Below are 26,300 nucleotides of genomic sequence, written 5' to 3'. Positions count from 1 at the left end.
GTAGCGGAGGCGGACGGGCCGACCACGCTCGGCGCACCCGCCCCACGCGACGGCGCGCCACCGCGCACCGCCCGTACCAGGGGCGTACCGACCGTACGCGCCCGTACGTCTCGCGCCACAGCTTCACGCCACCGTTCCCACCGCGCACCCCATCCCACCCAGCCGCGTGCTCCACCCGGCCCGCACCACCGCCAGCCGCACGCACCATCCCGGTTCCCCCCGTCGAGCCGCACCCCGCGGCTCACCGCCCTGGAGTCTGGAGTTCGGATGCCCGCCCAGAACAGTGCGCCCGGTGCCGCGACCGGCACCGCGCCGCTCCCCCCGATGCACTGCCTGCGCCACGCGGAGCCCGGCCCGCCCCGGCTCGCCGCCCTGCGCACCGGCACCCCCGTGTGGCTGGTCAGCCGGCACGCCGACGTGCGTCAGGTCCTCACCGACCCCCGGCTGAACCGCAGCGCCCTCTACGCGACGGACGCCCCGCCGGTCACCCTCGCCCCCAACATCCTCGACGACCCGCAGAGCATGCTGAACATCGACGGCACCGACCACCAGCGGCTGCGCCGCACCGTGCAGCGGGCCTTCACCCCCCGGGCCATCGCCCGCTGGCGGCCCTGGGTGGCCTCGGTGGTCGAGTCCCTGATCGACGAGCTGATCGACGCCGGCTCCCCCGCCGACATCGTCGACGCCTACACCCGCCCGCTGCCCGTCGCCGTGATCAGCCGTCTGATGGGCGTGGACAACCTCGACTCCAAGCGCATCGGGCACTGGAGCGACCACGCGCTCTCCGCCACCGCGTACAGCGCCGAGGAGATCGCCACCGCCATGGGCGAGTTCTACGCCTTCGGCACCCAGGTGATCGCCGAGCGCCGCACCGACCCCGGCGACGACCTGGTCAGCAGCCTCATCACGGCCGCCGCGGACGGCAGCATGACGGAGGAGCAGCTGGTCACCCTCGTCATCGGCCTGGTGATCGCGGGCCACGAGACCACGATGACCAGCCTCGGCAACGCCCTGGTCTACCTGCTGGAGGACGGCCGCGACGCCTGGAGCCGGCTCGCCGCCGACGAGGCCAGCGCGAGCGCCGCCACCGAACAGCTGCTGCGCCGCGTGCCGCTGGGCGACAACACCGAGCACATGCCCGGGCTGCTGCGCCGCGCCGTCGAGGAGGTGGAGATCGGCGGGGTGCTCATCCCGGCCGGCAGCGTGGTCGCCGCCGACACCGCTGCCGCCAACCACGACCCGGACGTCTTCACCTCGGACCTGCTCACCGAGCTGTTCTCCCCCCTCGCCGCCCCCAGCCTCACCTTCGGCGCCGGGCCGCACCACTGCCTGGGCGCCTGGCTGGCCCGGATGGAGCTGGAGCTGGCCCTGCACCGCCTGGCCCGGCGGCTGCCCTCGCTGCGCCTGGACGAACCGATGAAGGACATCGACTGGCGCCGGGGCCTGCTGACCCGCAGCCCGAACGCGCTCCGGGTCACCTGGTGACGGCCTCGCCGGAGGCCGTGGTCGTCCGGGTGGACCGCGTACGCTGCATCGGCTCGGGGATGTGCGCCCTCGGCGCGCCCGCCGCGCTCGCCCTCGGGCCGGACGGCGTGGCCGAGCCGCTCGCCCCGTACGCGGACGGCGGCGCGGACCTGACGCCGGAGCTGGCCGACGCGGTGGACTACTGCCCGGTCGAGGCGCTGACCCTGCTGTCGGCGCGCGGCGGGTACCGGATCGCCCCGGCGGAGTGAGACCCGTGGAGGAGGGGCCCTGGTCTCCAGGGCCCCTCCATCCATGAGCCCGGCTAATCGATCGATGAGCCGATCGATCTTGTTCGCCCTCCCGCCCGCTGATGAGCTGGGCGACATGTCCAGCACCCAAACCCCTGACACCCAGCCCCCTGACACCCAGACCCCGAGGGCGGAACCGCTCCCACCCCCGACCCGCTGGTCCCCCGTCCTCGCCCTCGCCCTCGCCACCTTCACCGTCGTCTCCTCCGAGATGATGCCCGTCGGCCTGCTCACCCCGATGGCCCACACCCTCGGCGTCACCGACGGCGTCACGGGCCTCTCCCTCACCATCACGGGCCTGGTCGCCGCCGCCGTCTCCCCCTTCGCCCCGGCCCTGATCGGCCGGCACGACCGCCGCCGCGTCCTCGTCGCGTTCCTGCTACTGCTCTCCGCCGCCGACGCCTTCAGCGCGCTCGCCCCGAACTTCGCCGTGCTCGCCGCCTCCCGCGTCCTGCTCGGCGTGGCGATGGGCGTCGTCTGGGTCGTCGCCGCCGCTCTCGGCTCACGGCTCGTCCAGGGGCCGCGCGTGGCCCTCGCCACCACGCTGATCTTCTCCGGCGTCTCCATCGCCTCCGTCCTCGGCGTCCCCCTCGGCACCTACCTCGCCGCGGCGATCGGCTGGCGCGGCGCGTTCTGGGCGCTCGCCCTGCTCGGCGTGCTCTGCGCCGCCGTCCTCGCCGCCGTGGTGCCCGCGCTGCCGGTGCGCGAACGCGGCCGGATCGGGGGTCTCGCCGCCGCCCTGCGCCACCGCGGCGTCGCCACCGGACTCGTCGTCACCGCCCTGGTCGTCCTGGGCCACTTCACCGGCTACACCTACGTCCGCCCGGTGCTGGAGAGCGACGCGGGCCTGGCCGGCGGCGTCATCGCGAGCTGCCTGCTGGTGTACGGGCTGGCGGGCGTCGCCGGGAACTTCACCCTCGGACCGCTCGCCGGCCGCCGCCCCAAGGCCGCCGTGGCCACCGCCCTCGCCGGCGTCACCCTGGCCGCCGCGCTCCTGCCGCACGGCACCGGGAGCCTGGTCACCGTCCTGGCCGTCCTGGTGCTGTGGGGCGTCTCCTACGGCGGCGTGTCCGTCTCCACCCAGACCTGGGTGAGCGCCGCCGCCCCGGACCGCTTCGAGACCACGGTCGCCCTCTGGTCCGGCGTCTTCAACGCGAGCATCGCCCTCGGCTCCCTGACCGGCGGCCTCGTCATCGACCAGGCCGGCAACCACGCCGTCCTCGCCACGGCCGCCCTGTTCACCGGCGCCGGGCTGCTCCTCGCCGCCCTCTCCCGGCCGCAGCCGGCCTGCTAGCGATCACGCCGGCGCACCTGCTCGACGAGCAGCGGGGACAGCCGGTGCGGCCGGCGCTCGTTCTGCACCAGCACGAGCGTGGAGGGCAGTTCCAGGCCCTCGACCGGCAGGTACCGGATGTCCGGCCGCTGCACGTACCGGGTGCTCCCCTCGCACAGCATCATGCCCCGGCCGGTGACCGCCACCATCGTCAGCCCCTCCTGCACGGTGGCCGCGCCCGCCGTGTACGTCAGCGCCCGCCCGCCGTCCACCTCCCGGGGGGCGTTCGCCACCCGCCAGTACTCCGGGGCGGGCCCCCGCGGCTCGATCAGCTCCAGCTCGGCCAGCCGCTCCCCGGGAATCACGCTCTCCCGCGCCCACCGCGTGGCCGCCACCGCGACCCGCACCGGCTGCCGGGAGAACTCCAGCAGCACCTCCAACTCCGGTTCCCGGCACGGCCCGAGCACGATCCCCAGATCGATCTCCCCCCGGGCGAGGTGCGAGAACGGGTCCCCCCAGGGCAGCTCCACCAGCTCCACGACGCCCCCGGGCAGCGCGGCGATCGCCCGCGCCACCGGCTCGTACACCGCGCACTGGAACCCCACCCGCAGCGGCCGGTCCGAGGCCGCCGCCCACGCCCGCGCGGCGTCGTACCCCTCCCGCAGCCGCCCGAACGCCGGCACCACCTCCCCGGCGAGCCGCCGCCCCACCTCCGTCAGCTCCACCCGCCGGCTCGTCCGCGCGAACACCGGCGCGCCGATCCGCCGCTCCAGCCGCTTGACCAGTTGCGAGACCCTGCCCTGGGAGAGGCCCAGCACCTCCGCCGTCCTCCCGAAGTGCAGCTCGTGGACGAGCACCGAGAAGCACTCCAGTTCCTGAAGGGGCAGCTCGGGGAGGGGGTTCTGTTCCACCCCGGCAGTCTACGAGGCGCGCCGGGCGGGGCCGCAGGCCAGCGCGGCGCGCAGCTCGGCGGCCGGGTCACCCTCGTGGTAGGGGCGCTCGCTGGTCTCGATGTGGTCCAGGAACTCCTGGTACCGCAGCGCGTACGCCAGGTGGTGCAGCGGCTCGGCCAGTTCCAGCGCCCGCCCGGGCCGGGAGCCCGGGGCGTGGGCCCGCCAGGCCTCCGACCACACCCGGGCGTGGTGGCTCCAGGCGTCCGGGGTGAGGAACTCGCGTGCCCGCAGGCCGTCCAGGGCGGGGTGGCCGAGGCAGGCGTCGGCGTAGTCGAGCACCACGGCCGGGCCACCGGCCTCGGCGCGCCAGTTGCCGGGGTGGAAGTCGCCGTGGATGAGCGTCACCGGGAGTCCGCACTCCTCCAACTCCTCGATGAGATCCGGGAGTTCGGCGACCAGCCGGGCCACCTCCACCCGCTCCTGCGCGCTCAGGTCCGTCTCCTGCGGGAGCCGGTCGAGCAGCACCTCCAGCTGCCCGAGCAGCGCCAGCGGCGTCCGGTCGCGCAAGCCCGCCGAGGCCGCGCGCCCGTCGGCCGCCAGCGCCGCCTGCGCGGCGACCAGGCGGGGCACGACCTCCGCGACGGTGTCGGCGGACGGGCCCCAGCAGTCCTCCCCGGGGACGGCCTCCAGCAGCAGCCGGCCGGCGGCCGCGTCGGCGGCGATCACCGTCGGGACGAGCGTGGCGTCGACACTGCCGAGCAGCGCGATGACCTCCCCCTCGGCGGCGTTGAACGCGGGCGTGGTGGTCTTCAGCCAGGCGCCGCCGGGAAAGCCGTCGGGAGAGCCGCTGGCAGAGCCGCCGGAAGTGCCTGCGGGGAGACGGAACAGCCCGGAGAGGTTCCACGTCCGCACCTGCCGCACCGGCCCGGCGCCGTCCACCCGCGCCTCCGCCCAGGCCAGCGCCTCGCGAAGCCCGTCCGGGCGGGCCCAGGAGGACCGCCCCTCGGCGGGGCCGAGCACGGCCGCCGTCCCGGCGTCCATCGGCCGGGCCTCGCGCCCATCCGGCCGCTCCAGCGCCTCGACGTGGTAGCGCACCTCGCCTCCGCACGGACCGCCGTCCGCCCCGCGGCCGTCGACCAGGCGCAGCACCACGGCGGGCACGTCGACCCCCGCGAGCACACCTTCCGTGGACTGCCAGTACGGCCCGGCCGCACCGAAGGGGCCGAGCCTGCCGAAGTACTCGCCCCGATGCGTCAGTTCGACGGTCACCATACGTCTCATCCCCGCACCCTCCCCCACGAGCGCCCCTCGCCGCGACCGCATTTCCGACCGGGGCCGCGACGCGCGCCGCCCCGCTCGGAAATGCCGCTACGGGATCGCCACCGCCGCGCCCGACACCCGCACCCGGGCGTCCCCCTCCCGCAGCTCGACGCGCAGCAGCCCGGGGCGGCCCAGGTCGTCGCCCTGGTGCAGGGTCAGCACCGTCGGCGCCCTCACCACGCCCAGCTCCCGCAGGTACGCGCCGAAGGCGGCCGCGGCGGCGCCCGTCGCCGGGTCCTCGACCACGCCGCCCACGGGGAACGGGTCGCGGACGTGGAACACCTCGGGGCTTTCGCGCCAGGCGAGTTGGAGGGTCGTCAGGTCCCGTGCCCGCATGTAGGCGGCGAGGCCCTCGAAGTCGTAGTCGAGCCGCGCCAGCCGCTCCCGGGTGGTCACGGCCAGCACCAGGTGCCGGGCGCCCGCGTAGGCGATCCTCGGCGGCAGCTCCCCGTCGAGGTCCCCGGCCGACCAGTCCAGCAGGACGAGCGCCTGCGCCACGTCCTCAGCCGGCACCTCCTCGGTGTGCGGCTCCACGCTGGTGAGGGTGGCGCGCAGCACGCCGTCCGCGCCGCGTTCGATCTCGACGGGCACCGGGCCGGCCGCCGTCTCGAAGAGGTAAGCGCCGGGCCCGCGCCGGTCGGCGAGCGCGACGGCGGAGGCGACGGTGGCGTGGCCGCAGAACGGCACCTCGGCGAGCGGGCTGAAGTACCGGACGCGGTAGGTCCGTTCGCCGTCCCCGGGGGTGAGGAAGGCCGTCTCCGAGTACCCGAGCTCGGCGGCGATGGCGAGCTGGCGCTCGTCCGTCAGCCCGGTGGCGTCCAGCACGACCCCGGCCGGGTTCCCGCCCTCGGGGCGGCTGGCGAAGGCGGCGTAGCGGAGGATCTCGGGCGTGCTGGCGTCGGCTGTCATGCCCGGACGAACGCGCTCCGATCGACGGGTGTTCCCGTTCACCGCAGCGCCGTTCACCGCAGGACCGTTCACCGCAGTGCCCTTCACCGCAGCATCGCCTCCAGCAGGTCCGATCCCAGCCGGGTACCGACGGCGAGGTCCAGCTGGTAGAGCACGTACCGCCCGCGTCGGCGGGTCGTCAGCAGCCCGGCCCGGCGCAGCACCGCGAGGTGCCGGGACACCTCGGGTGCGGTGAGCTGCCAGGCCGCGGCCAGCTCGCCAGTGGTGTGCGGGCCGCGCGCCATCGTCCGGGCCAGGCGCAGCCGCACGGGGTGGGCGAGCGCCTCCAGCCGCTGCTGGACGAGCGCGAGCGAGACGGGCTCGGGCACGCCCGCCTCCCCGACCGGGTACTGGACGACGGGGCGCCAGCCGCGGGTGTGGACGACGAGCAGGTGCGGGCGGCCGAAGGCGGTGGGGATGAACGTGACGCCCCCGCTCTCGGTGGCGGCGGTGGCGTTGTCCTGGAGCTTGTCGATGACGATCCGCCGACGCCCGTCCTCCCCGTCCTCCAGGCCCACGGACCCCGACACGGCGGCCAGCGTCTCGGCGAGCCCGTGCCGGGCGAGCAGGTCGGCCTTGCGCCGGGCGTCGGCCGCGAGGTCGGGCAGCACGCTGCGCCAGGCGTCCGCGAAGAACGCCCGGCCGCAGTCCTCGAGCATCCGCCGCACCAGGGCCCGTACGGCGGGCGGGTCGGCGAGCAGCCGGTCGGCGAAGGCCGCCTGCCGGGGGCCCCGGGCGAGGGCGAGGTCCCGGGCCCGCTCGCCGGCGACGGGGTCGGTGAGCGGGGACCCGAGCCGGTGGGTGAGCCGGGAGGACCCGCAGGTGGTGATCAGCGCCGCGGCCACGTACAGCTCGTCGTCGATCCGGTCGACGGCGTCGAGTTCCTCGCCGAGGCTCGCCCCGGGCAGCCCGGGCACGAGGAAGTCGGCCCGGGAGGAGCGCCAGAGGAAGTCGGCCTCCAGCAGCCGTTCGGACAGCCCGGGCGGGATCGCGGCGGTGGTGCTCGCCGCCCAGCCGTGCAGCCCCGGGTGGTGCGCGGGCTCGGCGAGCACGTGCAGCATGGAGGTCAGCTCGGCGAGGGGGGACGGGGTGAAGAGCAGCCGCTCCCCGGGCAGGCCGGTGATGTCGATGGTCAGGCTCACGGGGCCGATCCTCCCACCCGGGGGTGAGGGCGCCGCCGCGGATTGACGGTCACCGTCAATCCGCGTGCCAGGGGCCACGGCCGGGGCGGACGGTACCGGCCATGACCCTGATGCAGCAGAAGTCCGCCCCCGCCGCCGACGACCACCCGCGCCCCGGCCCGCTGCGCCTGCTGGCCGCCGCCGGCGGGCCCCGCTACGCGACCGCCCTCGCCGTGGACGCCGTCGGCGGCGGCCTGCTGCGCCCGTTCCTGCTGCTGTACGGCGTCGGCGTGCTGCACCTGGGCGCCGGCGCGGTAGGGCTGGCCCTGTCCGCCGGGATGGTGGCGGGCCTGCTGGTCGTCCCGCTCACCGGCCGCTGGATCGACCGCGGCGCCCGCACCCTGCCCGCCGCCGTCACCCTCGTCCTGCGCGGGGCGGGCGCCCTGACCCTGCTCGCCGCCGGGTCGCTGCCGCTGTTCGCCGTGGCCGCCGTGCTGTTCGGCGTGGGCAGCCAGTCCTGGCCGACCACGCACGCCGCGGTGGTCAGCACCCTCACCGAGGGCCGGCTGCGCGACGCCGCCCTCGCCGCCGGGCGCTCCCTGCGCAACGCGGGCCTCGGCGCGGGCGCGCTGCTGGCCACCGCGGCCGTCGCCGGCGGCACGGGCACGCTGCGCCTGCTCGCCGGGGTGACGGGCGGGGCCTGCCTGACCGCCGCCGCACTGGTCGCCTCCCTGCGCGTCCACCTCCCCGCGCCGCAGCGCCCGGCCGCCGCCCGCCCCGGCCCCGGCCCCGAGGCCGAGGCCGAGCAGGACGAGCCGCTGCGCCGCCTCACCCTGCTCAGCCTCGCCAACCTGCCGTACGCGTTCTGCTTCGACGTGCTGGAGGTGGCGCTCCCCGCGCTCCTCGTCCTCCAGCTGCACGTCTCGCCCGCCTGGTCCTCGGGCATCTTCGTCGGCAACACCGTGCTGGTGATCGCCCTGCAACTGGCCCTGGTCCTGCGCCTCGCGAAGCACCCGCGCCGCAGCGTCCTGTCCGCCGCCGGCGCCGTCCTCGCGGCGTCCTACCTGGGCTTCTGGGCGGCCGGAGCCCTGGGCGGCACGACGGGCGCCGTCGGGATCGCCCTCGTCTCCGTCCTCTACACCCTCGGCGAGATCCTCTACACCGGCTCCGGCATCGCCCTGGTCACCGCCACCGCCCCGCCGCACCTGCTCGGCCGCGCCCTCGCCCGCTGGGAGTTCTCCTCCGGCGTCGGCCGCGCCGCCGCCCCGGCCGCCCTGACCGCCCTCCTCAGCGCCGACCCGGCCTACCTGTGGCCCGCCCTCGCCCTCACCACCGCCGTCGCCGCCCTGGCCGTCCGCCGCCTGGCGCCGCGTGCCTAGTGCCGCGTGCCTAGGCCTTGTCCTTCGGGAAACTCGGGATGCGGGCAGGGCCCGCAGCGCCGATCCTGACGACGAGGCGTGCCCGGCCCCGCACGTGCCCGGCCCGAGGAAGGATGCCCCTACATGAGTGCGCTCGACTTCGAGATCGTCGACAGCCCCGACAGCTCGCTCAACAAGACCTCCGTCCTGGTCACCGGCCCGCAGGACGCCCTGCTGGTCGACGCCGGGTTCACCCGCTCCGACGGGCGACGCCTCGTGGAGCGGATCCGCGCCGGCGGCAAGCGGCTGACCACCGTGTTCGTCAGCCACGGCGACCCGGACTTCTACTTCGGCGCCCAGGAGATCCAGGACGCCTTCCCCCAGGCCCGGTTCCTGGCCACCGCCTCCACCGTCGAGCACATCCAGGAGACGTACGAGGCCAAGCTCCGCGCCTGGGAGCACCTCGGGCCCGAGCTGCCCACCCGCCTGGTGCGCCCCGAGGTGCTGCCCGGCGACGAACTCGTCTTCGAGGGCCACCGGTTCGAGCTGCGCGGCGCCGACTTCCACCTCCCCGACCGGCACTACCTGTGGCAGCACCACCACCGCACGGTCCTCGGCGGGGTGCTGCTCTTCGAGGACCTGCACGTGTGGACGGCCGACACCCCCGATCCCGCCCAACGCACCGCCTGGATCGACCTGTTGGACGGCATCGAGGCCCTGGAACCCCAGTGGGTCGCCGCCGGCCACCGCCGGGCGGACGCTCCCACCGACCTCACCTCCCTCCACCAGACCCGCGACTACCTGCGCGCCTTCGAGACCGAGATCGGCCGCGCCCCCGACGCCGCCACCGCGAAGGCCGCCCTGGAGGGCCGCTTCCCCGGCTACGGGCTGGGGATCGCCGTCGACATCGGCACCAAGGTCGCCATGGGCGAGATGAGTTGGGGCTGAGCGCGCCGTGATCGAGATCCCCCGGGACGTCGCCGGCTTCGCCGAGTCCTCCGCCCCCGCCGACGTCGTCCGCCGCCAGTACCTCGCCTCCGCCCGGGGCGACCTCGCCGCCCTGCGCGCCACCCTCGCCGAGGACGTCGAGTGGACGGAGATGGCCGGCTTCCCCCTCGCCGGCACCTACCGCACCCCCAAGGGCGTCACCTCGGGCGTGATGGAACGCCTCGCCGCCGAGTGGACCGACTGGACGGCCCACGACGACACCTACGTGGTCGACGGCGAGGACGTGGTGGTCCTCGCCCGCTACACCGCCGTCAACCGGGCCACCGGCAAGGCCCTCGCCGTCCGCGTCGCCCACCACTTCACGGTGCGCGGCGGCCGGATCGTCCGCTTCGAGCAGTTCACCGACACGGCGCTGGTCCGCGAGGCGATGACCCCGTAGACACGCAGCGGTCCGGCCCCCGCCGGGGACCGGACCGCCCTGTTTCCCGCTGGTCGGTCAACGGCCGTTGTCCGAGGTCACCGACTGGGTCGCCGTTGTACGCCGTGAGCCCGAGCTCAGTGGCCGGACGCGGGTCCCGTCACTCGAACGGGCGGGCCACGCGCGCCGCGCCCGGCGCGGTCTCGACAGGGCACCGGCCCGGCGGCAGGCTGGCCCCGAATTCCCCGTGGACAGAGTGGAGTCGAACATGTCGGGCTTGTCAGGCACCGAGGGCCGGGAGCGTCCCATCGTCATCGTCGGCGCGTCCCTGGGCGGCGCCAAGGCCGCCGAGGCGCTGCGCGCGGCCGGGTACGAGGGCGGCATCGTGCTGATCGGCGAGGAGCACGAACGCCCGTACGAGCGGCCGCCGCTGTCCAAGGGCTACCTGCTCGGCACGGAGCCCCGGGAGAAGATCTACGTCCACCCGCCGCAGTGGTACGCCGAGCAGAACGTCACCCTGCGCCTGGGCACCGCCGTCTCCGCGATCGACCCGGCCGCCCGCACCGTCACCCTCACCGACGACGGCCGGATCGAGTACGCCAAACTCCTGCTCACCACCGGTTCCGTCCCCCGCCGCCTGCCCGTCCCCGGCGCCGACCAGGACGGCGTGCTCTACCTGCGCCGCGTCGAGGACAGCGACCGCATCAAGGAGGCACTGAAGAGCGCTTCCCGCCTCGCGGTGATCGGCGCGGGCTGGATCGGCCTGGAGGTGGCCGCCGCCGCCCGCACCGCCGGGGTGGAGGTGACCGTCCTGGAGGCCGCCGAACTCCCCCTGCTGCGGGTGCTCGGCCGCGAGGTCTCCCAGGTCTTCGCCGACCTCCACCGCGACCACGGCGTGGACCTGCGCTTCGGCGTCCAGGTCGCCGAACTCACCGGCGACGGACGCACGGTGAGCGGCGTGCGCCTCGCCGACGGCACGGTCGTCGACGCCGACGCGGTGGTGGTGGGCATCGGCATCTCCCCCGCCACCGCCCTCGCCGAGGCCGCCGGCCTGGAGGTGGACAACGGCATCAGGACCGACGAACACCTGCGCACCTCCGACCCCGACGTCTACGCCGCCGGAGACGTCGCCAACGCCTACCACCCCCTCTTCGCCACCCACATCCGCGTCGAACACTGGGCCAACGCCCTCAACCAGCCCCAGACCGCCGCCCGCGCACTCCTCGGCCAGCCGGATGCCGTCTACGACCGCGTCCCGTACTTCTTCAGCGACCAGTACGACTTGGGCCTGGAGTACGTCGGCTACGTCGCCCCCGGCGGCTACGACCAGGTCGTCTTCCGAGGTGATCCCGCCACCCGCGAGTTCATCGCCTTCTGGCTCTCCGGCGGCCGCGTCCTCGCCGGCATGAACGTCAACGTCTGGGACGTCGTCGACCCCATCCGCCAACTCATCACCTCCCAGCGGGCGGTGGACCCGGCCCGCCTCGCCGACCCCTCCGTCCCCCTCACCGACCTGTAGAGCAATACTGGAAGCCGAGGCAGGGAGGCGCGGCAAGGCCGGAGACCTCTGACGACCCACAGCCCCGGGCCCGGCTACCGCAGCGTGGTGAACTCGGCCCAGCGGTAGCGGTCGGAGGTGGCGTGCCAGTGGACGTACCCCTGGAGGTACTGCAGCAGGTGCGGGCGCTGGTGCGGGGCGGCGTGTTCCAGGATTCGGTGGTAGGCGGTCTCGGCCCGGTCGAAGGTCGCCGCGTAGGCGTCCAGCAGGGTCGTGCCCTGCTGGACGGCCCGGCGGTAGATGCTGTTGGAGGTGAACTCGCCGCGCAGCACCTCCTTGTAACAGGACATCAGGTCGTTGACGAGGTTGAGGTAGTCCACCCAGGCGCTCAGCGTGGCACCCCAGAGCGGGAGGTTGCGCTCGAAGTCGAGGCAGTCGTACGCCACGGCCGCCACGGTGGCGTAGAACTCGCAGAAGCCCGAGCGCCCGCGCACGTATTCGGTGTCGATGCCGTCGCGGACGTCGGGGGTGAAGCCTGACTCCAGGATCACCCCGATGAAGGACTGGTAGTAGAACTCCTTGTGCAGACTGAGGAGTTCGGGTGAGCAGAACCGGGCCAGCTCGTTGAAGGAGTGCTCGGTGTAGACCGACGGCGGGTGCAGGACGCTGTCGAGGACGGCCCGGCCGTGCCGGAGCTGGATCACGCCGCGCAGCATCGCGGCGCCCAGTGCCCGGTGCGCGTCGGCCCCGCTGCGGCCGCAGGCGTCGTCGACGATCAGCGGGACCAGGCAGTCGCGGGTGAGGGCCAGGCCCAGCTCCGGGCTCTCGACCGGGATCATCAACTGGCGGTAGTGGGCCATGATCTCGACGTACGCCCGGTCGTGCTCGATCCCGAAGGACGCGAGTTCCGCGGTGAGGAACGCGGCCTCGGCCCGCACCCGCTCGGGGTCGGCGCCGGGGACGTAGCCGTCCGCCAGTGCCTCCAGCCGCCGCGGGTAGCCGGCCCGGACGACCTCGCGAAGGAAGTCGGAGAGGTCGGCGTCGCGGGCCGTGGGGCGGAGCCGGGCGGCCGAAGTGCCCAGGCCGGTGGGCCCGGTGGCGCTGAAGGTCGATCGCATGGGCGTCAGCGTAGCCAGCACGGGCACCGATCGTTCGTCAACAATCCTCCGCGTGGCCCTTCTCGTTCGGGTGGGTTCAGGGCCCCGGCCCGGCTATCCCTCCCGGCTCGCGCGCAGACCCGCCGGGGTCACGCCGGTGTGCAGGCGCATGGTGCGGGTGAGGTGGCTCTGGTCGGCGAAGCCGCTGAGCTGGGCGACGGCGGCGATCGGGGTGTCGGTGGTGAGCAGCGCCCGCCGCGCCCGTTCCAGGCGCAGCCGCACCAGGTACCGGTGCGGGGACTGCCCGGTGGAGGCGCGGAAGGCCCGCGTGAAGTGGGACGGGCTGACGCCCGCGACGGCGGCGAGGTCGGGCAGGCTCAGCCGGCCGTCGAGGTAGCCGTTCATGTGGTCGATGACCCGGTTGAGCCGCTTCGGCGTCAGCCCGCCCTCCACCTCGGGCCCGGTGGGGCGGCGGGTGGCGGCGGTGCGGATGAGGTGGGCGGCGAGCGCCTGGAGCATCGACTGGGCGTAGAGCGGGTCGGCGGGCTGCGGGCCCTCGTACTCGGCGACCAGGCGTTCGACGAGCATGCCGAGGAACGGGTCGGTGAGGTGGTAGCGCGGGGCGAGTTCGAGCGGCCCGGGCAGGTCGCTCTCGGTGGCGAGCTTCTCCAGCCAGGCCGGTTCGAGGGCGACGAGCAGCAGTTCGGTGTCCTGCGACCAGCTCGGTCGCGCGGCCGTGCCCGCCGGGTTGATCAGCGCCTGCCCGGGGTGGAACCGCTCCCGGCGGGCCCGCCCGTCCTCGGACCAGTGCAGGTCGGCGGAGCGGCCGGTGTGCACCACGACGACGTGCCGCGAGGGCCCGTCCACCGCCCCGCCGCCCGCACGCTCCATGCCTCTCTCGACCACGCCCTCGTCGAGGTCGGCGCCGCTGCCGGAGAGGCGGACGAGGCGCGGCTTGATCGCGGAGGTGGAAGCAGTGGGGCTGGAAACGGTGGGGCTGGAAACGGTGGGGGTCGCCATGGTGTCGATTCTTCTCCGTCCGGGCCCCGGACCGCGAACCGGCGGGAGCGGTCGTGGTCGGTTCGTTCCAGGCCCGGCCGATTGTTCAAGCCCGGGGGCACCCCCACGAAGGAAGGTGATCGGGCGAACATCCCCTTCGATCTGGCGAGGAGCCGAAGATCATGAGCAACAACCACTCCCTGGCGGGCAAGGTCGTCCTGGTCGGCGCGGGCGCGAAGAACCTCGGCGGGCTGATCAGCCGCAATGCGGGCGCGGACGGCGCGAAGGTCGTCGTGCACTACCACTCGGACGCCACCGCGCCCGACGCCGAGGCGACGGTCGCGGCCGTCAAGGAGTCCGGCGGCGAGGCCGTGGCCGTCCAGGGCGACCTGACGAAGCCGGCCCAGGTGGAGCGCGTCTTCGCCGTGGCCACGGAGACCTTCGGCGGCGTCGACGTCGCGGTGAACACGGCGGGCATGGTGCTGCGCAAGCCGATCGTGGAGACCACGGGGGAGGAGTACGACGTCATGCACGCGGTGAACGCCAAGGCCGCGTACTTCTTCATCCGCGAGGCGGGCCGCCGGCTCAACGACGGCGGCCGGGTGATCACGGTCGTGACCTCCCTGCTGGCCGCGTTCACCGACGGCTACGCCACGTACGCCGGGGCGAAGGCCCCGGTGGAGCACTACACCCGCGCGGCGGCCAAGGAGTTCGCCGCGCGTGGGATCTCCGTGAACACCGTGGCGCCGGGCCCGATGGACACCCCGTTCTTCTACGGCCAGGAGACCCCGGAGCGCGTCGCCTACCTCAAGTCGCAGGCGATGGGCGGCCGGCTGACCCGGATCGAGGACATCGCCCCGATCGTCACCTTCCTCGCCACCGAGGGCGGCTGGATCAACGGCCAGACCATCTTCGCCAACGGCGGTTTCACCACCCGGTAGCGGTCAGATCGCGGCGGTGGTCGCGGCCGTCGCCGCCGTGGCGGCGATGACGGCGGCGAGCACCGCCTGGGCGTTCCTGATCGCCTCCCGCACGGACTCGCCCGCCCACTCGCCCTCGGTGATCTCGGCGAAGCGCGGCTCGACCTCCTTGCGCGGCACGTCCGGGAAGGCCGACCGGTACAGCTTGGCGGCGTGCAGCAGCGCGATCAGGGCGGCGGTGCGCGCGTCCGGCTCGGCGCCGTGCAGCACGGCGGCGGCCAGTCGCTCGCGCAGGGCGCGCTCCACGCTGCCGTCCGCCTCCGGGTAGCGGCGGACGGGGAAGATGCCCAGCGCCTTGTGCCGCTCCTCGGTCACCAGGCCGCGCTCGACCAGCCGCGCGAGGGTGTCGGTGGGCGCGGTGGCCCGGTCCTTGAGGAGCCAGTCGGAGGCCTTGGCGGTGCGCCGCCCCTCGGCCCATCCCGCGAGCCGGTCGAGGCACCCGTCGAGCAGCGGCTCGCCGACCGGCTCGCCGTCGAGGACGGCGACCTTCCCGTCCTCGACGGTCACCCGCCCCGCCAGCGCCAGCTCGGCCAGCAGCGCGCCCGGGATCGCCCAGGCCGCTCCGAAACGCTCCTTCGCCACCCCGGACTCGTCGTCCAGCGTGAGCAGCAGGACCTCCTCGGCGAGCGTGACCTGCCCGTTCATCTATTCGTCCCCTTCTCGGTTCAGCGCCTCGGCGAGCCGCCTGGCCCGGGTGTCGTCCTCCAGCAGCGAGTGCACCAACGCCCCGGTGTCGGTGATCGCAAGATACGCCTCGACGGACTGCGGGTCGGAGGGCAGGGCCACGGTTTCGGTGGCGAGCGCCGCGCGGGCCCGCGCGTAGTCGAGCCCGAGGGCCGTCAGCCGCGCGCCGCCCCGCTCGTCGAGGACGCCCTCGACGCCGTCGCCCTCGCGCGCCGCGAGCAGCGCCAGCAGCACGTGTTCCGTCCCGGGGGTGCTGCGGCCGAGGCGCTCGGCCTCCCGGTCGACCTCCCGGCGCAGCCGTCCGCCCGGGCGCAGCAGGCGTTTCCAGCGCTTGGTGTCCATCCCGTCCCCTCCCACCACCCCGCGGATTTCCTCGAACCATATCCTTTCTTTGCCTGTTCTTTGCCGTTTTCCGTACGTCAAGATCGCGCATGGACGCCGGCGAGCCCGCACGCCCCTGCTTGCGGGGCGGACTACCGCTCGACGGGGGCGAGTTCGCGTTCGGCGCCGAGCGGCAGGTGCCAGCGGGTGCGCCGGTGCAGCGCCTCCAGGTCCTGGAGCAGCGCGGGCCCGGGCACGGCCAGCACAGGGCAGGCGGCCCTTCGCACGCAGTACGCCGTGACGGAGCGCCGGAACCCGCGGCGCAGCACGCCGCCGCTGCGCCCGAGGACGAGCAGGTCCCCGGGCCGGTCGGCGAGGTGGACCAGCGCCGGCCCGCTCTCGCCCCGGATGACGACGGGCCGCATCGGCGCCCCCGGTTCAGCCCCGCCGAAGGCCGCGTCCAGCGCCTCGCGCAGCCGCCGCTCGGCGTCCTCCCGGACGGCGGCGAGCAGCGGCGGGCAGGGCGAGCGCCGGTAGCCGTGCTCCCCGCCGGGCGGTTCCCAGGCGAGGACGGGCCACACCTCAGCACGCCGTTCCCGCGCCTCCCCGACGCCCTGATGGAGCGCCGCCAGACTGCCGAGCGAGCCACTGACCCCCACGATCACCCTGCCGCCCATCGACCCGCCCTCCCACACTTCCTCCGTACTCACACCCCCCACCCAACCTCCCCGCCGACCACCCTCCGTCCACCCCTGACGCCCCCTTGACGCCCCGCGCCACCTTCCGTACGCGACCCATACGCCTCACCCGTGCACGCCGAAGCCCCGGGACGGCCGTCCCGGGGCTTCGGTGTGCTCAGTGCGTGCTCAGTGCTTCGCAGCCGACTCCGGGAGGCGGCGCGAGAGGTTCATCTCCTCGACCGTCGCGACCAGTGGGGCCAGTTCGGGGTTCTTTGCGGCCTCGTCCAGGGCCTCCCGCAGGGCCGCCTCGTTGGTCGGGCGGGCCGCCGCCAGGAGGGTGAGGCCGTCGGGGGTGACGTCGGTGTAGATGCCGCGGCGGTCGGTGACGCAGAGGTAGCGCGAGAGCAGGCCCCGGTCCTCCAGGCGGGTGACCAGGCGGGTGGTGGCGCTCTGGCTGAGCACGACCGCGTCGGCGACCTGCTTCATCTGCAGGTGGCCGCCCTGGCCGTCGTGCTGGCGGCTGAGCACGTCGAGGAGCGAGTACTCGCGCACGCTCAGGTCGTGCCGGGTCTGGAGGGTGCGCTCGAGGTGCGCCTCGATCCGGCCGGCCAGGAGGTAGAGGGCGGCCCAGCCATTGGCGAGGGCGGTCAGCGCGGGGTCCGTGGCGGGCATGGGCGCGGGTCTCCTTCCGGTGCGGTGGCGTGCGGCGTGCGGCGAGCTCCAGGGTACGCCGCACGGCAAATGCCCGCTCTTGCACATAGCGCGCGTCTGCAACTATTGTCTAAGCCTGTAAGGCGCATCAGCAATCACATGGAGGGCGGCACACCATGCCTCTCGCGCTCCTCGCCCTGGCCATCGGAGCCTTCGGGATCGGCACGACCGAATTCGTGGTCATGGGCCTGCTGCCCGAGATCGCCGGCGACTACGGGGTCTCCATCCCCTCCGCCGGGCTCCTGGTCACCGGGTACGCGATCGGCGTCGTCGTCGGCGCCCCGCTGATGACGGCGCTCGGCACCCGGATCAGCCGCAAGAGGATGCTCATGATCCTCATGGGCCTGTTCACGGCGGGCAACCTGCTCTCCGCCGCCGCACCCACCATGGGCGTCATGCTCGCCGGCCGCATCGTGGCCTCCCTGGCGCACGGCGCGTTCTTCGGCATCGGCTCGGTGGTCGCCGCCGACCTCGTCGCCCCGGACAGGAAGGCCGGCGCCATCGCCACCATGTTCACCGGGCTGACCGTCGCCAACATCGTCGGCGTCCCGCTGGGCACCTTCATCGGCCAGGCCGTCGGCTGGCGCACCACCTTCACCGTCGTCGCCGCGCTCGGCGTGGTCGGACTGCTCGGCATCGCCAGGCTCGTCCCCACCCTGCCGAGCCCCGAGAGCGCCAACCTGCGCGGAGAGCTGAAGGCGTTCCGCAACCCGCAGGTCCTGCTCGCCATGGCGATGACCGTCCTCGGCTTCGGCGGGGTCTTCGCCGCGATCACCTACATCGCCCCGATGATGACCCGCGTCGCCGGCTACTCCGACGGCGCCGTCACCTGGCTGCTGGTCCTGTTCGGCGTCGGCATGTTCCTCGGCAACCTCCTCGGCGGCCGGTTCGCCGACCGCAGGCTGATGCCGATGCTCTACGCCTCCCTCGGCGGACTGGCCGTCGTCCTGGCCCTGTTCACCCTCACCGCCCACGACAAGGTCCTGGCCGCCGTCACCATCCTGCTCGTCGGCGCGCTCGGCTTCGCCACCGTCCCGCCGCTGCAGAAGCGCGTCCTGGACCAGGCGCACGGCGCGCCCACCCTGGCCTCCGCCGTCAACATCGGCGCCTTCAACCTCGGCAACGCCCTCGCCGCCTGGCTCGGCGGCCAGGTCATCGCCGCCGGGTTCGGCTACACGGCCCCGAACTGGGTCGGCGCCCTGCTCGCCGGAGCGGCCCTCCTGCTGGCCCTCCGCTCCGCCCAGTTGGAGCGCCGCACCGCCGTACGGACGAGCGCCCCGGCCGCGCCCGTGCCGGCCCACCACTGACCGACCCCTCCCCCGTTCACGAGAGGTGCGCGAGCGACGGTGGCACCATCGGCAGATGGTGCTACTGTCGCTAGCATCATGTTGCTGAAGCTGGACATCGGAGACGCCCGGCCGCTGCACGAACAGGTCGCGGGCGCCATCAGACGCGCCGTCGCCGAGGGCGAGTGCGCCCCCGGGGACAAGCTGCCGCCCGCCCGCGAGCTGTCGCAGGCCCTGGGGGTCAACACCAACACCGTCCTGCGCGGGCTGCGCGCCCTGCGGGACGAAGGGGTGCTGGAGTTCCGCCGGGGCCGTGGCATCACGGTCGCGGCGGACGCCGGGGCCAGGTCGGAACTAGCCGAGCGCGTACGGCAGTTGATCGCCGACGCGGCCAGGGCCGGCTACAGCAGGAACGATCTCGTCGATCTGATCAGGGGGATGTCGTGAAGGACGAGGAACCCGGCGCACACCGGCCGGCGAGCCGGGGAGCGCTCTGGGGCGCGGTCGCCTGGACGCTGGGCGTCACGGCACTGCTGGTCACGATGCCGCTGGCCGCCCGAGACCGGCTGCCGGAGCAGGTCGCCACCCACTGGAACGGGAGCGCCCCCGACAGCTCGATGTCCGTAACGGCGGCGGCCCTGTTCCCGGCAGGCGTCTGGCTGGTAATGACGCTCGTCGTCGCGGCCGCCTTCCGCTTCCGGCCTGGCCGGGCCCGCCCGGTGTTCGCGGCGACACTGGCCGGCACGGGCGTCCTGCTGACGGGCGCCCAGGCGAGCGTCGTGCACGCCAACCTGGACCACACCCGCTGGCAGGACGCCGCACCCTTGGGCCTCCAGGTGGCCCTGACCCTCCTCGCCTCCGGCACGGCCGGCGCGCTGGCCTGGCTGGCCGCCCGCCGGCCCGCCGCCGCACCCGCCGCCCTCCCGCCGGGCGCCCCGGTGCTTCAACTCCCCGCGGGTGAACGGGCGGTGTGGCTCTCGCACGCGGCCAACGTCCCGATACAGGTGGCGGCCACCATCCTGGGGCTCGGCGCGATCACCGTCCTGCTGACCTCGTCGACCGGCCTGACGGACGGGCACTGGCCCGCCGCCGTCTGCCTGGCGCTGGCCGCGGTGGCCCTGCTGCTCGCCTCCTCCGCCCACGTCCGGGTGACGTCGCAGGGCCTGCACGTCGGCTTCGGCCCGTTCGGCCTGCCCGCCCGGCACTGGGCCCTCGCCGAGCTCGAGTCGGCCAGGGTCGAGGAGCGCGGCGCCGGTGAGGCCGGCGGCTGGGGGTACCGGATCAACGACCGGGGCACGACGGTGATGCTGCGGCGGGGCGAGTGCCTGGTGGTGCGCACGCGGCGCGGCACCGACTTCGCGGTCAGCGTGGACGATGCCGAACGGGGCGCGGGCCTGCTCAACTCGTTGATCGCGACGGCGGCCGGAGTGAACCTCTGACCGTACGAACGACGGGAGTTGACCGACGGGAGTTGACGGCGAAACCGCTCGATCCGGTGGTGACCGTTCGGTACTGAGCGGGTACACCAGGTGACAGCAGTCCGCGCAAGGAGGCCCCCATGACCCGTCCCCAGGAATCCTCCGACTCCGAACACGACTCCCTCACCGAAACCGCCGCCACAGACACACCCGCCACCTCAGACACACCCGCCACCACCGGCAGCCCCCAGGACCAACGCACCGTCACCTTCCTCCGCCTCGGCGTCGGGCTGATCGGCATCCTGCTGCCGATCGCCCTGCCCCTGGGCAACTGGCTGTTCGCCGAGCTACGCGGGCAGAGCACGGCCGGCTGGTGGCCCCCGTCGATGAGCGGCTCGTACTACACCAGCACCCGCAACCTCTTCGTCGGCGGCCTGTGCGCACTCGGGGTCTTCCTGATCTGCTACCGCTTCGACCGCCGCGACGACCGCTGGAGCAGCGCCGCCGGGTTCTTCGCCGTGGGCGTCGCCCTCTGCCCCACCGCCCCGAACGACGCCACCACCTTCCAGGCCACCATCGGCGTGCTGCACCTGGTCTTCGCCGCACTCCTGCTGCTCCTGCTGGCGATGTTCTGCCTGCACTCCTTCCGCAGCCAGAACCCCGCCCAGCCCCCGTGGGTCGACCGCGCCTACCTCACCGCCGGCGTGCTGATCCTCGCCCTCCTCGCCCTCGCCGTCATCGCCGGACTGACCGGCATCGGCAAGACCTGGCCCGTCCGCCCCCTCTACCTGTGCGAGTGGTTCTGCACCTGGGCCTTCGGTGCCGCCTGGATGGGCGCCGCCGTCCAACTCGCCTCCGCCGACGGCCGTTCGACCCGCCGCCTCCTGCTCCCCCGCCAGGCGGCCGCCTCTCACTGACCGGCGCCCGGTCGCCCTGCCCGTACGTCGGCCAGGGCGACCAGCAGCGCCACCAGGACCAGGCCCGCCGCGACGGTGACGCCCAGCTGGAAGGCGTGGGCCCAGTCCGGGCGGGGCCCGGCGGCGTGGGCGAAGAAGACCGAGCCGACCACGGCGATGCCCACCGCGGAGCCGACGCGCTGCGCCGTCTGCAGCACCCCGCCCGCGCTGCCCGCCCGGGCCAGCGGCACCTGCTGGAGCGTCAGGGTCTGGTTCGGCGAGATGACCAGCCCGCTGCCGGCGCCCGCGACCAGCAGCGGCAGGGCCGTGGCCCAGCCCACCCGGGGCCCGGACCACAGGTGCACGGCGAGCGCCGAGGCCAGCAGGCCCAGCAGCACCAGGACCAGCCCGAACACCACGAGCCCGCGCCCCATCCGGCTCACCAGCCGCCCGCCCACGGCGGCGGCCACGCCCGAGCCGACCGCGAACGGGGTGATCGCCAGGCCCGCCGTCAGCGCGGCGTAGTGCAGGCCGGCCTGGAGGTAGAGCGTGAAGATGAAGAAGATCGCCGTGAACCCGGCGAAGTACACCAGGGACAGCAGCACCCCGGCCGCGTAGGAGCGCACCCCGAACAGCGCCATGCTGACCAGGGGCTCGCGCCGCCGCCCGTACACCCGCTCCCAGACGACGAAGGCCGCCAGCAGAGCCGCCGCCAGCGGCAGCAGCAGCCAGCGCCGGGCACTGTGCCACTGCTGCTCCTGCACGAAGGGCAGCAGCAGCGCCACCGTCCCCGCGCCGAGCAGCAGCACGCCCACGGGGTCGAAGTCGCGGTGCCCGGCCCGCTCGCGGGCGGGCGGGGGCGCGGGCAGCAGCCGGTACGCGACGGGCAGGGCGGCGAGGCCGATCGGCAGGTTGACCAGGAAGACCCAGCGCCAGCCGTCCTGCGCCCCGGCCAGGTGGATCAGCAGACCGCCGAGCAGCGGGCCGACGGCCGTGGACAGCCCGATGACGGCGCCCAGGGCGCCGAAGGCCCGGCCGCGTTCGGGCCCCTGGAAGAGGATCTGGATGAACCCCGAGACCTGCGGCACCAGCACGCCGCCGGCCGCGCCCTGGAACAGCCGGGCCAGCACCAGCCACTCCTGGTTCTGCGCCGCCCCGGCCAGGGCGCTCGCGGCGGTGAACAGGGCGAGCCCGGTCAGGAAGACGGCCCGGCGGCTGCGCGCGTCGCCGAGGCGCCCGGCGGGGACGAGCACCAGGCCGAAGGCGAGGGCGTAGCCGCTGAGCACCCACTGCAAGCCGCTGTCGGACATGTGCAGCCCGGAGCGGACGGTCGGCAGGGCGACGTTGACGATGCTGACGTCCAGCAGGGTCATGAAGCCGGCGACCAGGCAGACGGCGAGGGCCCGCCAGCGCCGCGCCCCGGCCCGTCCGCCCACGGCCGTGGCGCCGGGCGGCGGCTCTTCGGTGTCGCGAGTGGTCATCCGTGCCTCGTCGCCTCGGCCTGGTCCTGGGCGCTGCGGTCGCTGCGGTGCGCTGCGGTGCGGTCATCCTCACCCGGCCCGTGGACCAGCGCCACCGGGCGCCCGCCCTCACCCGTACGGCCGAACCGGATCGCGACCGGCGCGCCCGCCCCGGAGGCTGAGCCCATGACAGTCGCCACCGAACCCCAGCCGTCCGCCCCACCGGTCCTGGACGTACGGCAGCGCAACGTCGTCTTCGCCACCATCGTCCTCGGCATGCTGCTGGCCGCCCTGGACCAGACGATCGTCGGCACCGCGCTGCCCACCATCGTCTCGGACCTCGGCGGGGCCGCCCACATGTCCTGGGTGGTCACCGCGTACCTGCTCGCCGAGACCGTCGCCACCGTCCTCGCGGGCAAGTTCGGCGACCTGTACGGGCGCAAGCTGATCTTCCAGGTGTCGGCGATCGTCTTCATCACCGGCTCGTTCCTGTGCGGCCTCTCCACCAACATGACCCTGCTGATCGCCTGGCGGGCCGTGCAGGGGATCGGCGCGGGCGGCCTGATGGTCACCGCCATGGCCCTGATCGCCGACGTCATCCCGCTGCGCGAGCGGGGCAAGTACCAGGGCGCGATCGGCGCCGTGTTCGGCCTGGCGACGGTCATCGGGCCGCTGCTGGGCGGGCTGTTCACCGACCACCTGTCCTGGCGCTGGGCGTTCTACGTCAACGTGCCGATCGCGATCGTGGTCGTCATCGCCGCCGCCCGGACGATCCCCGCCGTACGGGCGGCCGTGCGCCCGGTGATCGACTACCTGGGCATTGCGCTGGTCTCGATCGGCGCCAGCGCCCTGATCCTGGCGACCAGTTGGGGCGGCAACCAGTACGCCTGGGGCTCCGGGGTGATCATCGCCCTGTTCGTGGGCGGCGCCGTCGCCCTCGCCCTGTTCTGCTGGGCGGAGACCAGGGCCGCCCAGCCGATGCTGCCGATGCGGCTGTTCCGCAACCCGGTGTTCGCGGTCTGCTCGGTGCTCAGCTTCATCGTCGGCTTCGCGATGCTGGGCGCGCTCACCTTCCTGCCGACCTTCCTGCAGTACGTGGACGGGGACTCGGCGACCGTCTCCGGGGTGCGGATGCTGCCGATGGTCATCGGCCTGCTGATCGCCTCCATCGCCAGCGGCAACATCGTCAGCAAGACCGGCCACTACCGCGTCTTCCCGATCGCCGGCACCGCCGTGATGGCCCTGGGCCTCTACCTGCTGTCCCGGCTGGAGCCCGGCACCGGCACCGCGCTGGCCTCGCTGTACATGTTCGTCCTGGGCGTCGGCATCGGGCTGAGCATGCAGGTGCTCACCATCGCCGTGCAGAACACCGTCGACTACGCGGACCTGGGCACCGCCACCTCCGGGGTGACGTTCTTCCGCACCATCGGCAGCTCCTTCGGCACCGCCGTCTTCGGCACCATCTACGCCAACAGCCTCAAGACCGAGCTCACCCAGGGCGTCGGCGCCGCCGCCCGCCTCACCGGCGCGGACCCGGCCGTCCTGGCCCGGGCCGCCGAGAGCCCCCAGGGACTGCACCGCCTGCCCGCCGACCAGGCCGCGCCGATCGTCCAGGCGTACTCGGACGCGCTGCACACCGTCTACCTGTGGACGATCCCGGTGGCGGCGGTCGGGTTCCTGGTCGCGCTGTTCCTCAAGCAGGTGCAGCTGCGCGACACCGCCCGGGCCGGCTCCACCGACATGGGCGAGGGCTTCGCCCAGCCCACGACCAGCGACTCCGACCCGCACCTGGAGTACGCGGTCGGCAAGATCGTGCGGAACGTGGACCTCACCACCGTCCGTTCGATCGTCGGCTCCGCCGGAGCGGGCGTGGACCTCGCCGGCGCCTGGGCGCTGATGGAGGTCGCCGGCCACACCAAGGCCGTCGGGCACGCCTCCCTCGAGCTCGTCGCCGCCCGCAAGCGCATCCCGCCCGAGGTCCTGGAACCGGTCTTCGACCGGATGGCCGCCGAGGGCCACCTCACCCGCGACGGCGACCGCCTCGCCCTCACCGAGGCCGGCACCCGCGAGGTCCGCACCCTCGCCGCCGCCTGGTCCGACTGGCTCAACGCCCGCCTCGACGCCGACGCCGGCCGCCCCCGCAGCCCCCAACTGCGCACCGCCGCCACCGCCATCGCCTGGCGCCTCCTCACCGAAGACCTCGCCAACGGCCTCCCCACCCACGCCCGCCCCCAGGAGACCGCCCGCCGCTGACCCCGCACGGCCCCCACAGCCAGCCCCACGGCCCCCACGGCCCCCACGGCAAAGGCGGGCTCCGGCGTGCCGGCTACAGGCGGCTCGTGTCGAGGTCGACGTCGAAGGGCGCCGGGAGGTGGACGGACGCGCCGAAGGGGTGCGGACCGCTCTCGCTCGCGTAGCCGAGGCGACTCGGTTCACTGAAGAGCGTGCACGTGCGGTTCTGCCGGTCGATGAGGAGGTAGAGCGGGGCGCCGTACTGGCCGTGGCGGCGGCGCTTGACGACCCCGTCGGTCTCCGCGTTGGACGGGGAGGTGACCTCGACGACCAGCAGGGTCTGGTCGGGCAGCAGCGCGCCCTCGGCCTTCGCCGCGAGCTCGGCGGGCACGACGGCGAGGTCCGGGATGTACCAGTTCTCACTGCCGGGCAGGTCGAGGTTGCCGGAGCCCGACACCAGGTCGAGCTCGTCCATGCGGGGAGTGATCTGCCGGCGCACGACCTCGGCGGCGGACTCGTGCGCCCAGGACGGCGACATGGGGGTGATGACTCCCTCGATGATCTCGGTGCGGTCGCCGGCGAAGTGTCGGATCGCATATTTCAACGCCCGCTCGGGGTCGCTGACGGTGCTGTAATCACCGGCGACACGGGGTGCCGTACTCACGACGAATCTCCTTCCGTCCACCCCTGATTCTGCCCTGCTCCGCGCCACCCATCGGCCCACCGCGCGAGGTTGGCGATTCTTGATCATCTGCGATCGGCCGACTCGGGCGACCACGGGTGGGCTGTCGAACGGCCGCACGGCGCGCCTGTGCGCCGTACGGCCGTTCGACGGGAGAGCCGCGGTCTAGAAGAAGCCGTCGTCGTCGCTCTCGTAGTAGTTGTTGACGACCACCTCGGGCGCGTCGTCGCTGAGGGCCTCGTTGATCAGCATGCCGCCGACCAGGCCCGCCGCGCCCGCGCCGATCATGGCGCCGGTGCCGAAGCGGCGGCCGCCGCCCTCGGCGGGCTGGGCCTGGCCGGGCACCTGGGGCTGGGCCTGCTGCGGGTAGCCGGCCTGGGGCGGGGTGTAGAACGGGGGGACGGTGGTCTGCACCCGCTGGGCGCAGGCCGCGCACGCCTCGATCTGGCGCGGCACGCCCCACTGCGGCTGCCACAGCACCGCCGTCGAGCCTTGGCCGTGCGAGGGGTCGAAGAAGCAGGTCACGGGAGAACTCCCTGTCACTGGCTGGTTCTTGGGGATGACGGCGGGCGCCGCGGAGACGGCGGCGGCGGAAGCGGGCGCGGGCGCGGCGGGCTGGAGGACGTCCACCCCGAAGTCGGTGGCGATCCCGGCGAGCCCCGAGGCGTAGCCCTGCCCGATCGCGCGGAACTTCCACTCCGCGCCGTTGCGGTACAGCTCGCCGAAGACCATCGCCGTCTCGCTGCCCGCCTCGGCCGCCACGTCGTAGCGGGCGAGCTCGGTGCCGCTGTCCTCGTCGGCGACGCGGATGAAGGCGCCCCGGACCTGCCCGAAGGTCTGCCGGCGGGGCACCGCGTCGTAGATCGCCACCGCGAACACGATCTTCTCCACCCCCGCGGAGACCTCCGCGAGGCCGACCTCGATCCGCTCCTGGTCCCCGCCGACCGCGCCGGAGGCGCCCGCGTGGCGGACGGCGCCGTCCGGGCTGCGCAGGTTGTTGAAGAAGACGAAGTGCTGGTCCGAGAGCACCTTGCCGCCGGGCCCGCACAGCAGCGCGCTGGCGTCCAGGTCGAGGCCGCCGCCGGCCTGCCAGCCGAGGCCGACGCGCACCGTGCGCAGCCCGGGGGCCAGCCTGCTCAACGAGACGTTGGCGCCCCTGGTCAGGGCCACACTCATGGGACTTCCTCCACAGCCGTGCCGATTACCGTCGTATCCCCGTTCGACGACGACAACGCTGTAGAGGTCATGGCGGTTCCCGGGCGATCGATCATCCTCGCAGGAGTGCGGGCCGGGCCCTGCGTCGGC

The 26,300-nt window shown here is 74.2% G+C and carries 27 protein-coding genes; 13 read left to right on the top strand and 14 right to left on the bottom strand.

Annotated elements, in window-relative coordinates; translation table 11 throughout:
- Positions 1–267: 267 nt before the first annotated feature.
- The 3 genes from ACIBCA_RS27050 to ACIBCA_RS27040 all read left to right on the top strand — a co-directional run bounded on the left by ACIBCA_RS27050 (position 268) and on the right by ACIBCA_RS27040 (position 3,066).
- Positions 268–1,485: a cytochrome P450 gene (locus ACIBCA_RS27050; RefSeq protein WP_396285604.1), complete on the top strand. Its 1,218-nt coding sequence runs from the start codon at positions 268–270 to the stop codon at positions 1,483–1,485.
- Positions 1,482–1,733, top strand: coding sequence for a ferredoxin (locus ACIBCA_RS27045; RefSeq protein WP_396285603.1), 252 nt, complete (start codon positions 1,482–1,484; stop codon positions 1,731–1,733). The genes ACIBCA_RS27050 and ACIBCA_RS27045 overlap by 4 nt, the downstream gene beginning before the upstream one ends.
- A gap of 115 nt (positions 1,734–1,848) precedes the next feature.
- On the top strand, positions 1,849–3,066 hold the full coding sequence (locus ACIBCA_RS27040; protein WP_396285602.1) for an MFS transporter: 1,218 nt from the start codon (positions 1,849–1,851) through the stop codon (positions 3,064–3,066).
- Here ACIBCA_RS27040 and ACIBCA_RS27035 read toward each other — a convergent pair.
- The 4 genes from ACIBCA_RS27035 to ACIBCA_RS27020 form a co-directional block, all read right to left on the bottom strand.
- The gene (locus tag ACIBCA_RS27035) at positions 3,063–3,956 is read right to left on the bottom strand and encodes a LysR family transcriptional regulator (RefSeq protein WP_396285601.1); all 894 of its coding nucleotides are present in this window, start codon (positions 3,954–3,956) and stop codon (positions 3,063–3,065) included. The genes ACIBCA_RS27040 and ACIBCA_RS27035 overlap by 4 nt on opposite strands.
- A gap of 9 nt (positions 3,957–3,965) precedes the next feature.
- Entirely contained in the window at positions 3,966–5,219 is a 1,254-nt protein-coding gene (locus ACIBCA_RS27030) for a phosphotransferase family protein (RefSeq protein WP_396285600.1), read from the bottom strand.
- 87 nt (positions 5,220–5,306) lie between these two features.
- Positions 5,307–6,167 carry a PhzF family phenazine biosynthesis protein gene (locus ACIBCA_RS27025; protein WP_396285599.1) on the bottom strand — a complete coding sequence of 287 codons (861 nt, stop codon included), beginning with the start codon at positions 6,165–6,167 and terminating at the stop codon, positions 5,307–5,309.
- An 83-nt stretch (positions 6,168–6,250) separates the two neighbouring features.
- The gene (locus ACIBCA_RS27020) at positions 6,251–7,348 is read right to left on the bottom strand and encodes a DUF5937 family protein (protein WP_396285598.1); all 1,098 of its coding nucleotides are present in this window, start codon (positions 7,346–7,348) and stop codon (positions 6,251–6,253) included.
- A gap of 101 nt (positions 7,349–7,449) precedes the next feature.
- Here ACIBCA_RS27020 and ACIBCA_RS27015 point away from each other — a divergent pair, with 101 nt between their 5' ends.
- The 4 genes from ACIBCA_RS27015 (at position 7,450) to ACIBCA_RS27000 (ending at position 11,570) form a co-directional block, all read left to right on the top strand.
- Positions 7,450–8,706 (top strand): MFS transporter, encoded by a 1,257-nt coding sequence (locus tag ACIBCA_RS27015; protein ID WP_396285597.1) that lies wholly within the window; start codon positions 7,450–7,452, stop codon positions 8,704–8,706.
- Positions 8,707–8,829: 123 nt separating this feature from the next.
- Entirely contained in the window at positions 8,830–9,633 is an 804-nt protein-coding gene (locus tag ACIBCA_RS27010; RefSeq protein ID WP_396285596.1) for an MBL fold metallo-hydrolase, read from the top strand.
- Between the two features lie 7 nt (positions 9,634–9,640).
- Positions 9,641–10,072 (top strand): nuclear transport factor 2 family protein, encoded by a 432-nt coding sequence (locus ACIBCA_RS27005; protein WP_396285595.1) that lies wholly within the window; start codon positions 9,641–9,643, stop codon positions 10,070–10,072.
- Positions 10,073–10,319: 247 nt separating this feature from the next.
- Positions 10,320–11,570 carry an NAD(P)/FAD-dependent oxidoreductase gene (locus tag ACIBCA_RS27000; protein ID WP_396285594.1) on the top strand — a complete coding sequence of 417 codons (1,251 nt, stop codon included), beginning with the start codon at positions 10,320–10,322 and terminating at the stop codon, positions 11,568–11,570.
- Between the two features lie 74 nt (positions 11,571–11,644).
- On the opposite strand, the gene ACIBCA_RS26995 is transcribed toward ACIBCA_RS27000, so the two are convergent.
- On the bottom strand, positions 11,645–12,667 hold the full coding sequence (locus ACIBCA_RS26995) for a hypothetical protein (protein ID WP_396285593.1): 1,023 nt from the start codon (positions 12,665–12,667) through the stop codon (positions 11,645–11,647).
- A gap of 93 nt (positions 12,668–12,760) precedes the next feature.
- Entirely contained in the window at positions 12,761–13,666 is a 906-nt protein-coding gene (locus ACIBCA_RS26990) for a helix-turn-helix domain-containing protein (RefSeq protein WP_396285592.1), read from the bottom strand.
- Between the two features lie 161 nt (positions 13,667–13,827).
- On the opposite strand from ACIBCA_RS26990, the gene ACIBCA_RS26985 reads away from it, so the two are divergent.
- Positions 13,828–14,586: an SDR family oxidoreductase gene (locus tag ACIBCA_RS26985; protein ID WP_396285591.1), complete on the top strand. Its 759-nt coding sequence runs from the start codon at positions 13,828–13,830 to the stop codon at positions 14,584–14,586.
- A 3-nt stretch (positions 14,587–14,589) separates the two neighbouring features.
- Here the strand turns inward: ACIBCA_RS26985 and ACIBCA_RS26980 are convergent, their stop codons facing one another.
- From ACIBCA_RS26980 to ACIBCA_RS26965, 4 genes are all read right to left on the bottom strand, one after another.
- Complete coding sequence (locus ACIBCA_RS26980; protein WP_396285590.1) at positions 14,590–15,270, bottom strand: GPP34 family phosphoprotein; 681 nt, start codon at positions 15,268–15,270, stop codon at positions 14,590–14,592.
- A complete protein-coding gene (locus tag ACIBCA_RS26975; RefSeq protein WP_396285589.1) occupies positions 15,271–15,651 on the bottom strand; it encodes a Clp protease N-terminal domain-containing protein in 381 nt (126 codons plus the stop codon).
- A gap of 131 nt (positions 15,652–15,782) precedes the next feature.
- Positions 15,783–16,340 (bottom strand): universal stress protein, encoded by a 558-nt coding sequence (locus ACIBCA_RS26970; RefSeq protein WP_396285588.1) that lies wholly within the window; start codon positions 16,338–16,340, stop codon positions 15,783–15,785.
- 156 nt (positions 16,341–16,496) lie between these two features.
- Positions 16,497–16,982, bottom strand: a complete 486-nt coding sequence (locus tag ACIBCA_RS26965; RefSeq protein ID WP_396285587.1) for a MarR family winged helix-turn-helix transcriptional regulator — start codon at positions 16,980–16,982, stop codon at positions 16,497–16,499.
- A gap of 155 nt (positions 16,983–17,137) precedes the next feature.
- Here ACIBCA_RS26965 and ACIBCA_RS26960 point away from each other — a divergent pair, with 155 nt between their 5' ends.
- The 4 genes from ACIBCA_RS26960 (at position 17,138) to ACIBCA_RS26945 (ending at position 20,642) form a co-directional block, all read left to right on the top strand.
- The gene (locus tag ACIBCA_RS26960) at positions 17,138–18,328 is read left to right on the top strand and encodes an MFS transporter (protein WP_396285586.1); all 1,191 of its coding nucleotides are present in this window, start codon (positions 17,138–17,140) and stop codon (positions 18,326–18,328) included.
- Positions 18,329–18,406: 78 nt separating this feature from the next.
- Positions 18,407–18,754, top strand: coding sequence for a GntR family transcriptional regulator (locus ACIBCA_RS26955; RefSeq protein ID WP_396285585.1), 348 nt, complete (start codon positions 18,407–18,409; stop codon positions 18,752–18,754).
- A complete protein-coding gene (locus ACIBCA_RS26950) occupies positions 18,751–19,746 on the top strand; it encodes a DUF1648 domain-containing protein (protein WP_396285584.1) in 996 nt (331 codons plus the stop codon). Before ACIBCA_RS26955 ends, ACIBCA_RS26950 begins: the two co-directional genes overlap by 4 nt.
- A 119-nt stretch (positions 19,747–19,865) precedes the next feature.
- Complete coding sequence (locus ACIBCA_RS26945; RefSeq protein WP_396285583.1) at positions 19,866–20,642, top strand: hypothetical protein; 777 nt, start codon at positions 19,866–19,868, stop codon at positions 20,640–20,642.
- Here the strand turns inward: ACIBCA_RS26945 and ACIBCA_RS26940 are convergent.
- Together ACIBCA_RS26940 and ACIBCA_RS26935 are read right to left on the bottom strand one after the other, a co-directional pair.
- Positions 20,636–22,102 carry a DHA2 family efflux MFS transporter permease subunit gene (locus ACIBCA_RS26940; RefSeq protein ID WP_396285582.1) on the bottom strand — a complete coding sequence of 489 codons (1,467 nt, stop codon included), beginning with the start codon at positions 22,100–22,102 and terminating at the stop codon, positions 20,636–20,638. The genes ACIBCA_RS26945 and ACIBCA_RS26940 overlap by 7 nt on opposite strands.
- Positions 22,099–22,269, bottom strand: a complete 171-nt coding sequence (locus ACIBCA_RS26935; protein ID WP_396285581.1) for a hypothetical protein — start codon at positions 22,267–22,269, stop codon at positions 22,099–22,101. The genes ACIBCA_RS26940 and ACIBCA_RS26935 overlap by 4 nt, the downstream gene beginning before the upstream one ends.
- On the opposite strand from ACIBCA_RS26935, the gene ACIBCA_RS26930 reads away from it, so the two are divergent.
- Entirely contained in the window at positions 22,268–24,334 is a 2,067-nt protein-coding gene (locus ACIBCA_RS26930; protein WP_396285580.1) for an MDR family MFS transporter, read from the top strand. The genes ACIBCA_RS26935 and ACIBCA_RS26930 overlap by 2 nt on opposite strands.
- Before the next feature lie 73 nt (positions 24,335–24,407).
- Here ACIBCA_RS26930 and ACIBCA_RS26925 read toward each other — a convergent pair whose 3' ends face one another.
- Entirely contained in the window at positions 24,408–24,977 is a 570-nt protein-coding gene (locus ACIBCA_RS26925; protein WP_396285579.1) for a Uma2 family endonuclease, read from the bottom strand.
- Between the two features lie 183 nt (positions 24,978–25,160).
- Positions 25,161–26,171 (bottom strand): TerD family protein, encoded by a 1,011-nt coding sequence (locus tag ACIBCA_RS26920; protein WP_396285578.1) that lies wholly within the window; start codon positions 26,169–26,171, stop codon positions 25,161–25,163.
- Positions 26,172–26,300 lie beyond the last annotated feature (129 nt).

Source organism: Kitasatospora sp. NPDC051170 (genome assembly GCF_044455705.1).
Lineage (GTDB): Bacteria > Actinomycetota > Actinomycetes > Streptomycetales > Streptomycetaceae > Kitasatospora.
This window is presented reverse-complemented; position numbering and strand designations above follow the sequence as displayed.

Bases quoted from the DNA above. Each gene is read 5' to 3' on its own strand.
- ACIBCA_RS27050 (WP_396285604.1), top strand. From the start codon at position 268: ATGCCCGCCCAGAACAGTGCGCCCGGTGCCGCGACCGGCACCGCGCCG.
- ACIBCA_RS27040 (WP_396285602.1), top strand. From the start codon at position 1,849: ATGTCCAGCACCCAAACCCCTGACACCCAGCCCCCTGACACCCAGACC.
- ACIBCA_RS27030 (WP_396285600.1), bottom strand. From the start codon at position 5,219: ATGAGACGTATGGTGACCGTCGAACTGACGCATCGGGGCGAGTACTTC.
- ACIBCA_RS27025 (WP_396285599.1), bottom strand. From the start codon at position 6,167: ATGACAGCCGACGCCAGCACGCCCGAGATCCTCCGCTACGCCGCCTTC.
- ACIBCA_RS27015 (WP_396285597.1), top strand. From the start codon at position 7,450: ATGACCCTGATGCAGCAGAAGTCCGCCCCCGCCGCCGACGACCACCCG.
- ACIBCA_RS27010 (WP_396285596.1), top strand. From the start codon at position 8,830: ATGAGTGCGCTCGACTTCGAGATCGTCGACAGCCCCGACAGCTCGCTC.
- ACIBCA_RS27000 (WP_396285594.1), top strand. From the start codon at position 10,320: ATGTCGGGCTTGTCAGGCACCGAGGGCCGGGAGCGTCCCATCGTCATC.
- ACIBCA_RS26995 (WP_396285593.1), bottom strand. From the start codon at position 12,667: ATGCGATCGACCTTCAGCGCCACCGGGCCCACCGGCCTGGGCACTTCG.
- ACIBCA_RS26990 (WP_396285592.1), bottom strand. From the start codon at position 13,666: ATGGCGACCCCCACCGTTTCCAGCCCCACCGTTTCCAGCCCCACTGCT.
- ACIBCA_RS26985 (WP_396285591.1), top strand. From the start codon at position 13,828: ATGAGCAACAACCACTCCCTGGCGGGCAAGGTCGTCCTGGTCGGCGCG.
- ACIBCA_RS26980 (WP_396285590.1), bottom strand. From the start codon at position 15,270: ATGAACGGGCAGGTCACGCTCGCCGAGGAGGTCCTGCTGCTCACGCTG.
- ACIBCA_RS26975 (WP_396285589.1), bottom strand. From the start codon at position 15,651: ATGGACACCAAGCGCTGGAAACGCCTGCTGCGCCCGGGCGGACGGCTG.
- ACIBCA_RS26965 (WP_396285587.1), bottom strand. From the start codon at position 16,982: ATGCCCGCCACGGACCCCGCGCTGACCGCCCTCGCCAATGGCTGGGCC.
- ACIBCA_RS26960 (WP_396285586.1), top strand. From the start codon at position 17,138: ATGCCTCTCGCGCTCCTCGCCCTGGCCATCGGAGCCTTCGGGATCGGC.
- ACIBCA_RS26955 (WP_396285585.1), top strand. From the start codon at position 18,407: ATGTTGCTGAAGCTGGACATCGGAGACGCCCGGCCGCTGCACGAACAG.
- ACIBCA_RS26945 (WP_396285583.1), top strand. From the start codon at position 19,866: ATGACCCGTCCCCAGGAATCCTCCGACTCCGAACACGACTCCCTCACC.
- ACIBCA_RS26940 (WP_396285582.1), bottom strand. From the start codon at position 22,102: ATGACCACTCGCGACACCGAAGAGCCGCCGCCCGGCGCCACGGCCGTG.
- ACIBCA_RS26930 (WP_396285580.1), top strand. From the start codon at position 22,268: ATGACAGTCGCCACCGAACCCCAGCCGTCCGCCCCACCGGTCCTGGAC.
- ACIBCA_RS26935 (WP_396285581.1), bottom strand. From the start codon at position 22,269: ATGGGCTCAGCCTCCGGGGCGGGCGCGCCGGTCGCGATCCGGTTCGGC.
- ACIBCA_RS26920 (WP_396285578.1), bottom strand. From the start codon at position 26,171: ATGAGTGTGGCCCTGACCAGGGGCGCCAACGTCTCGTTGAGCAGGCTG.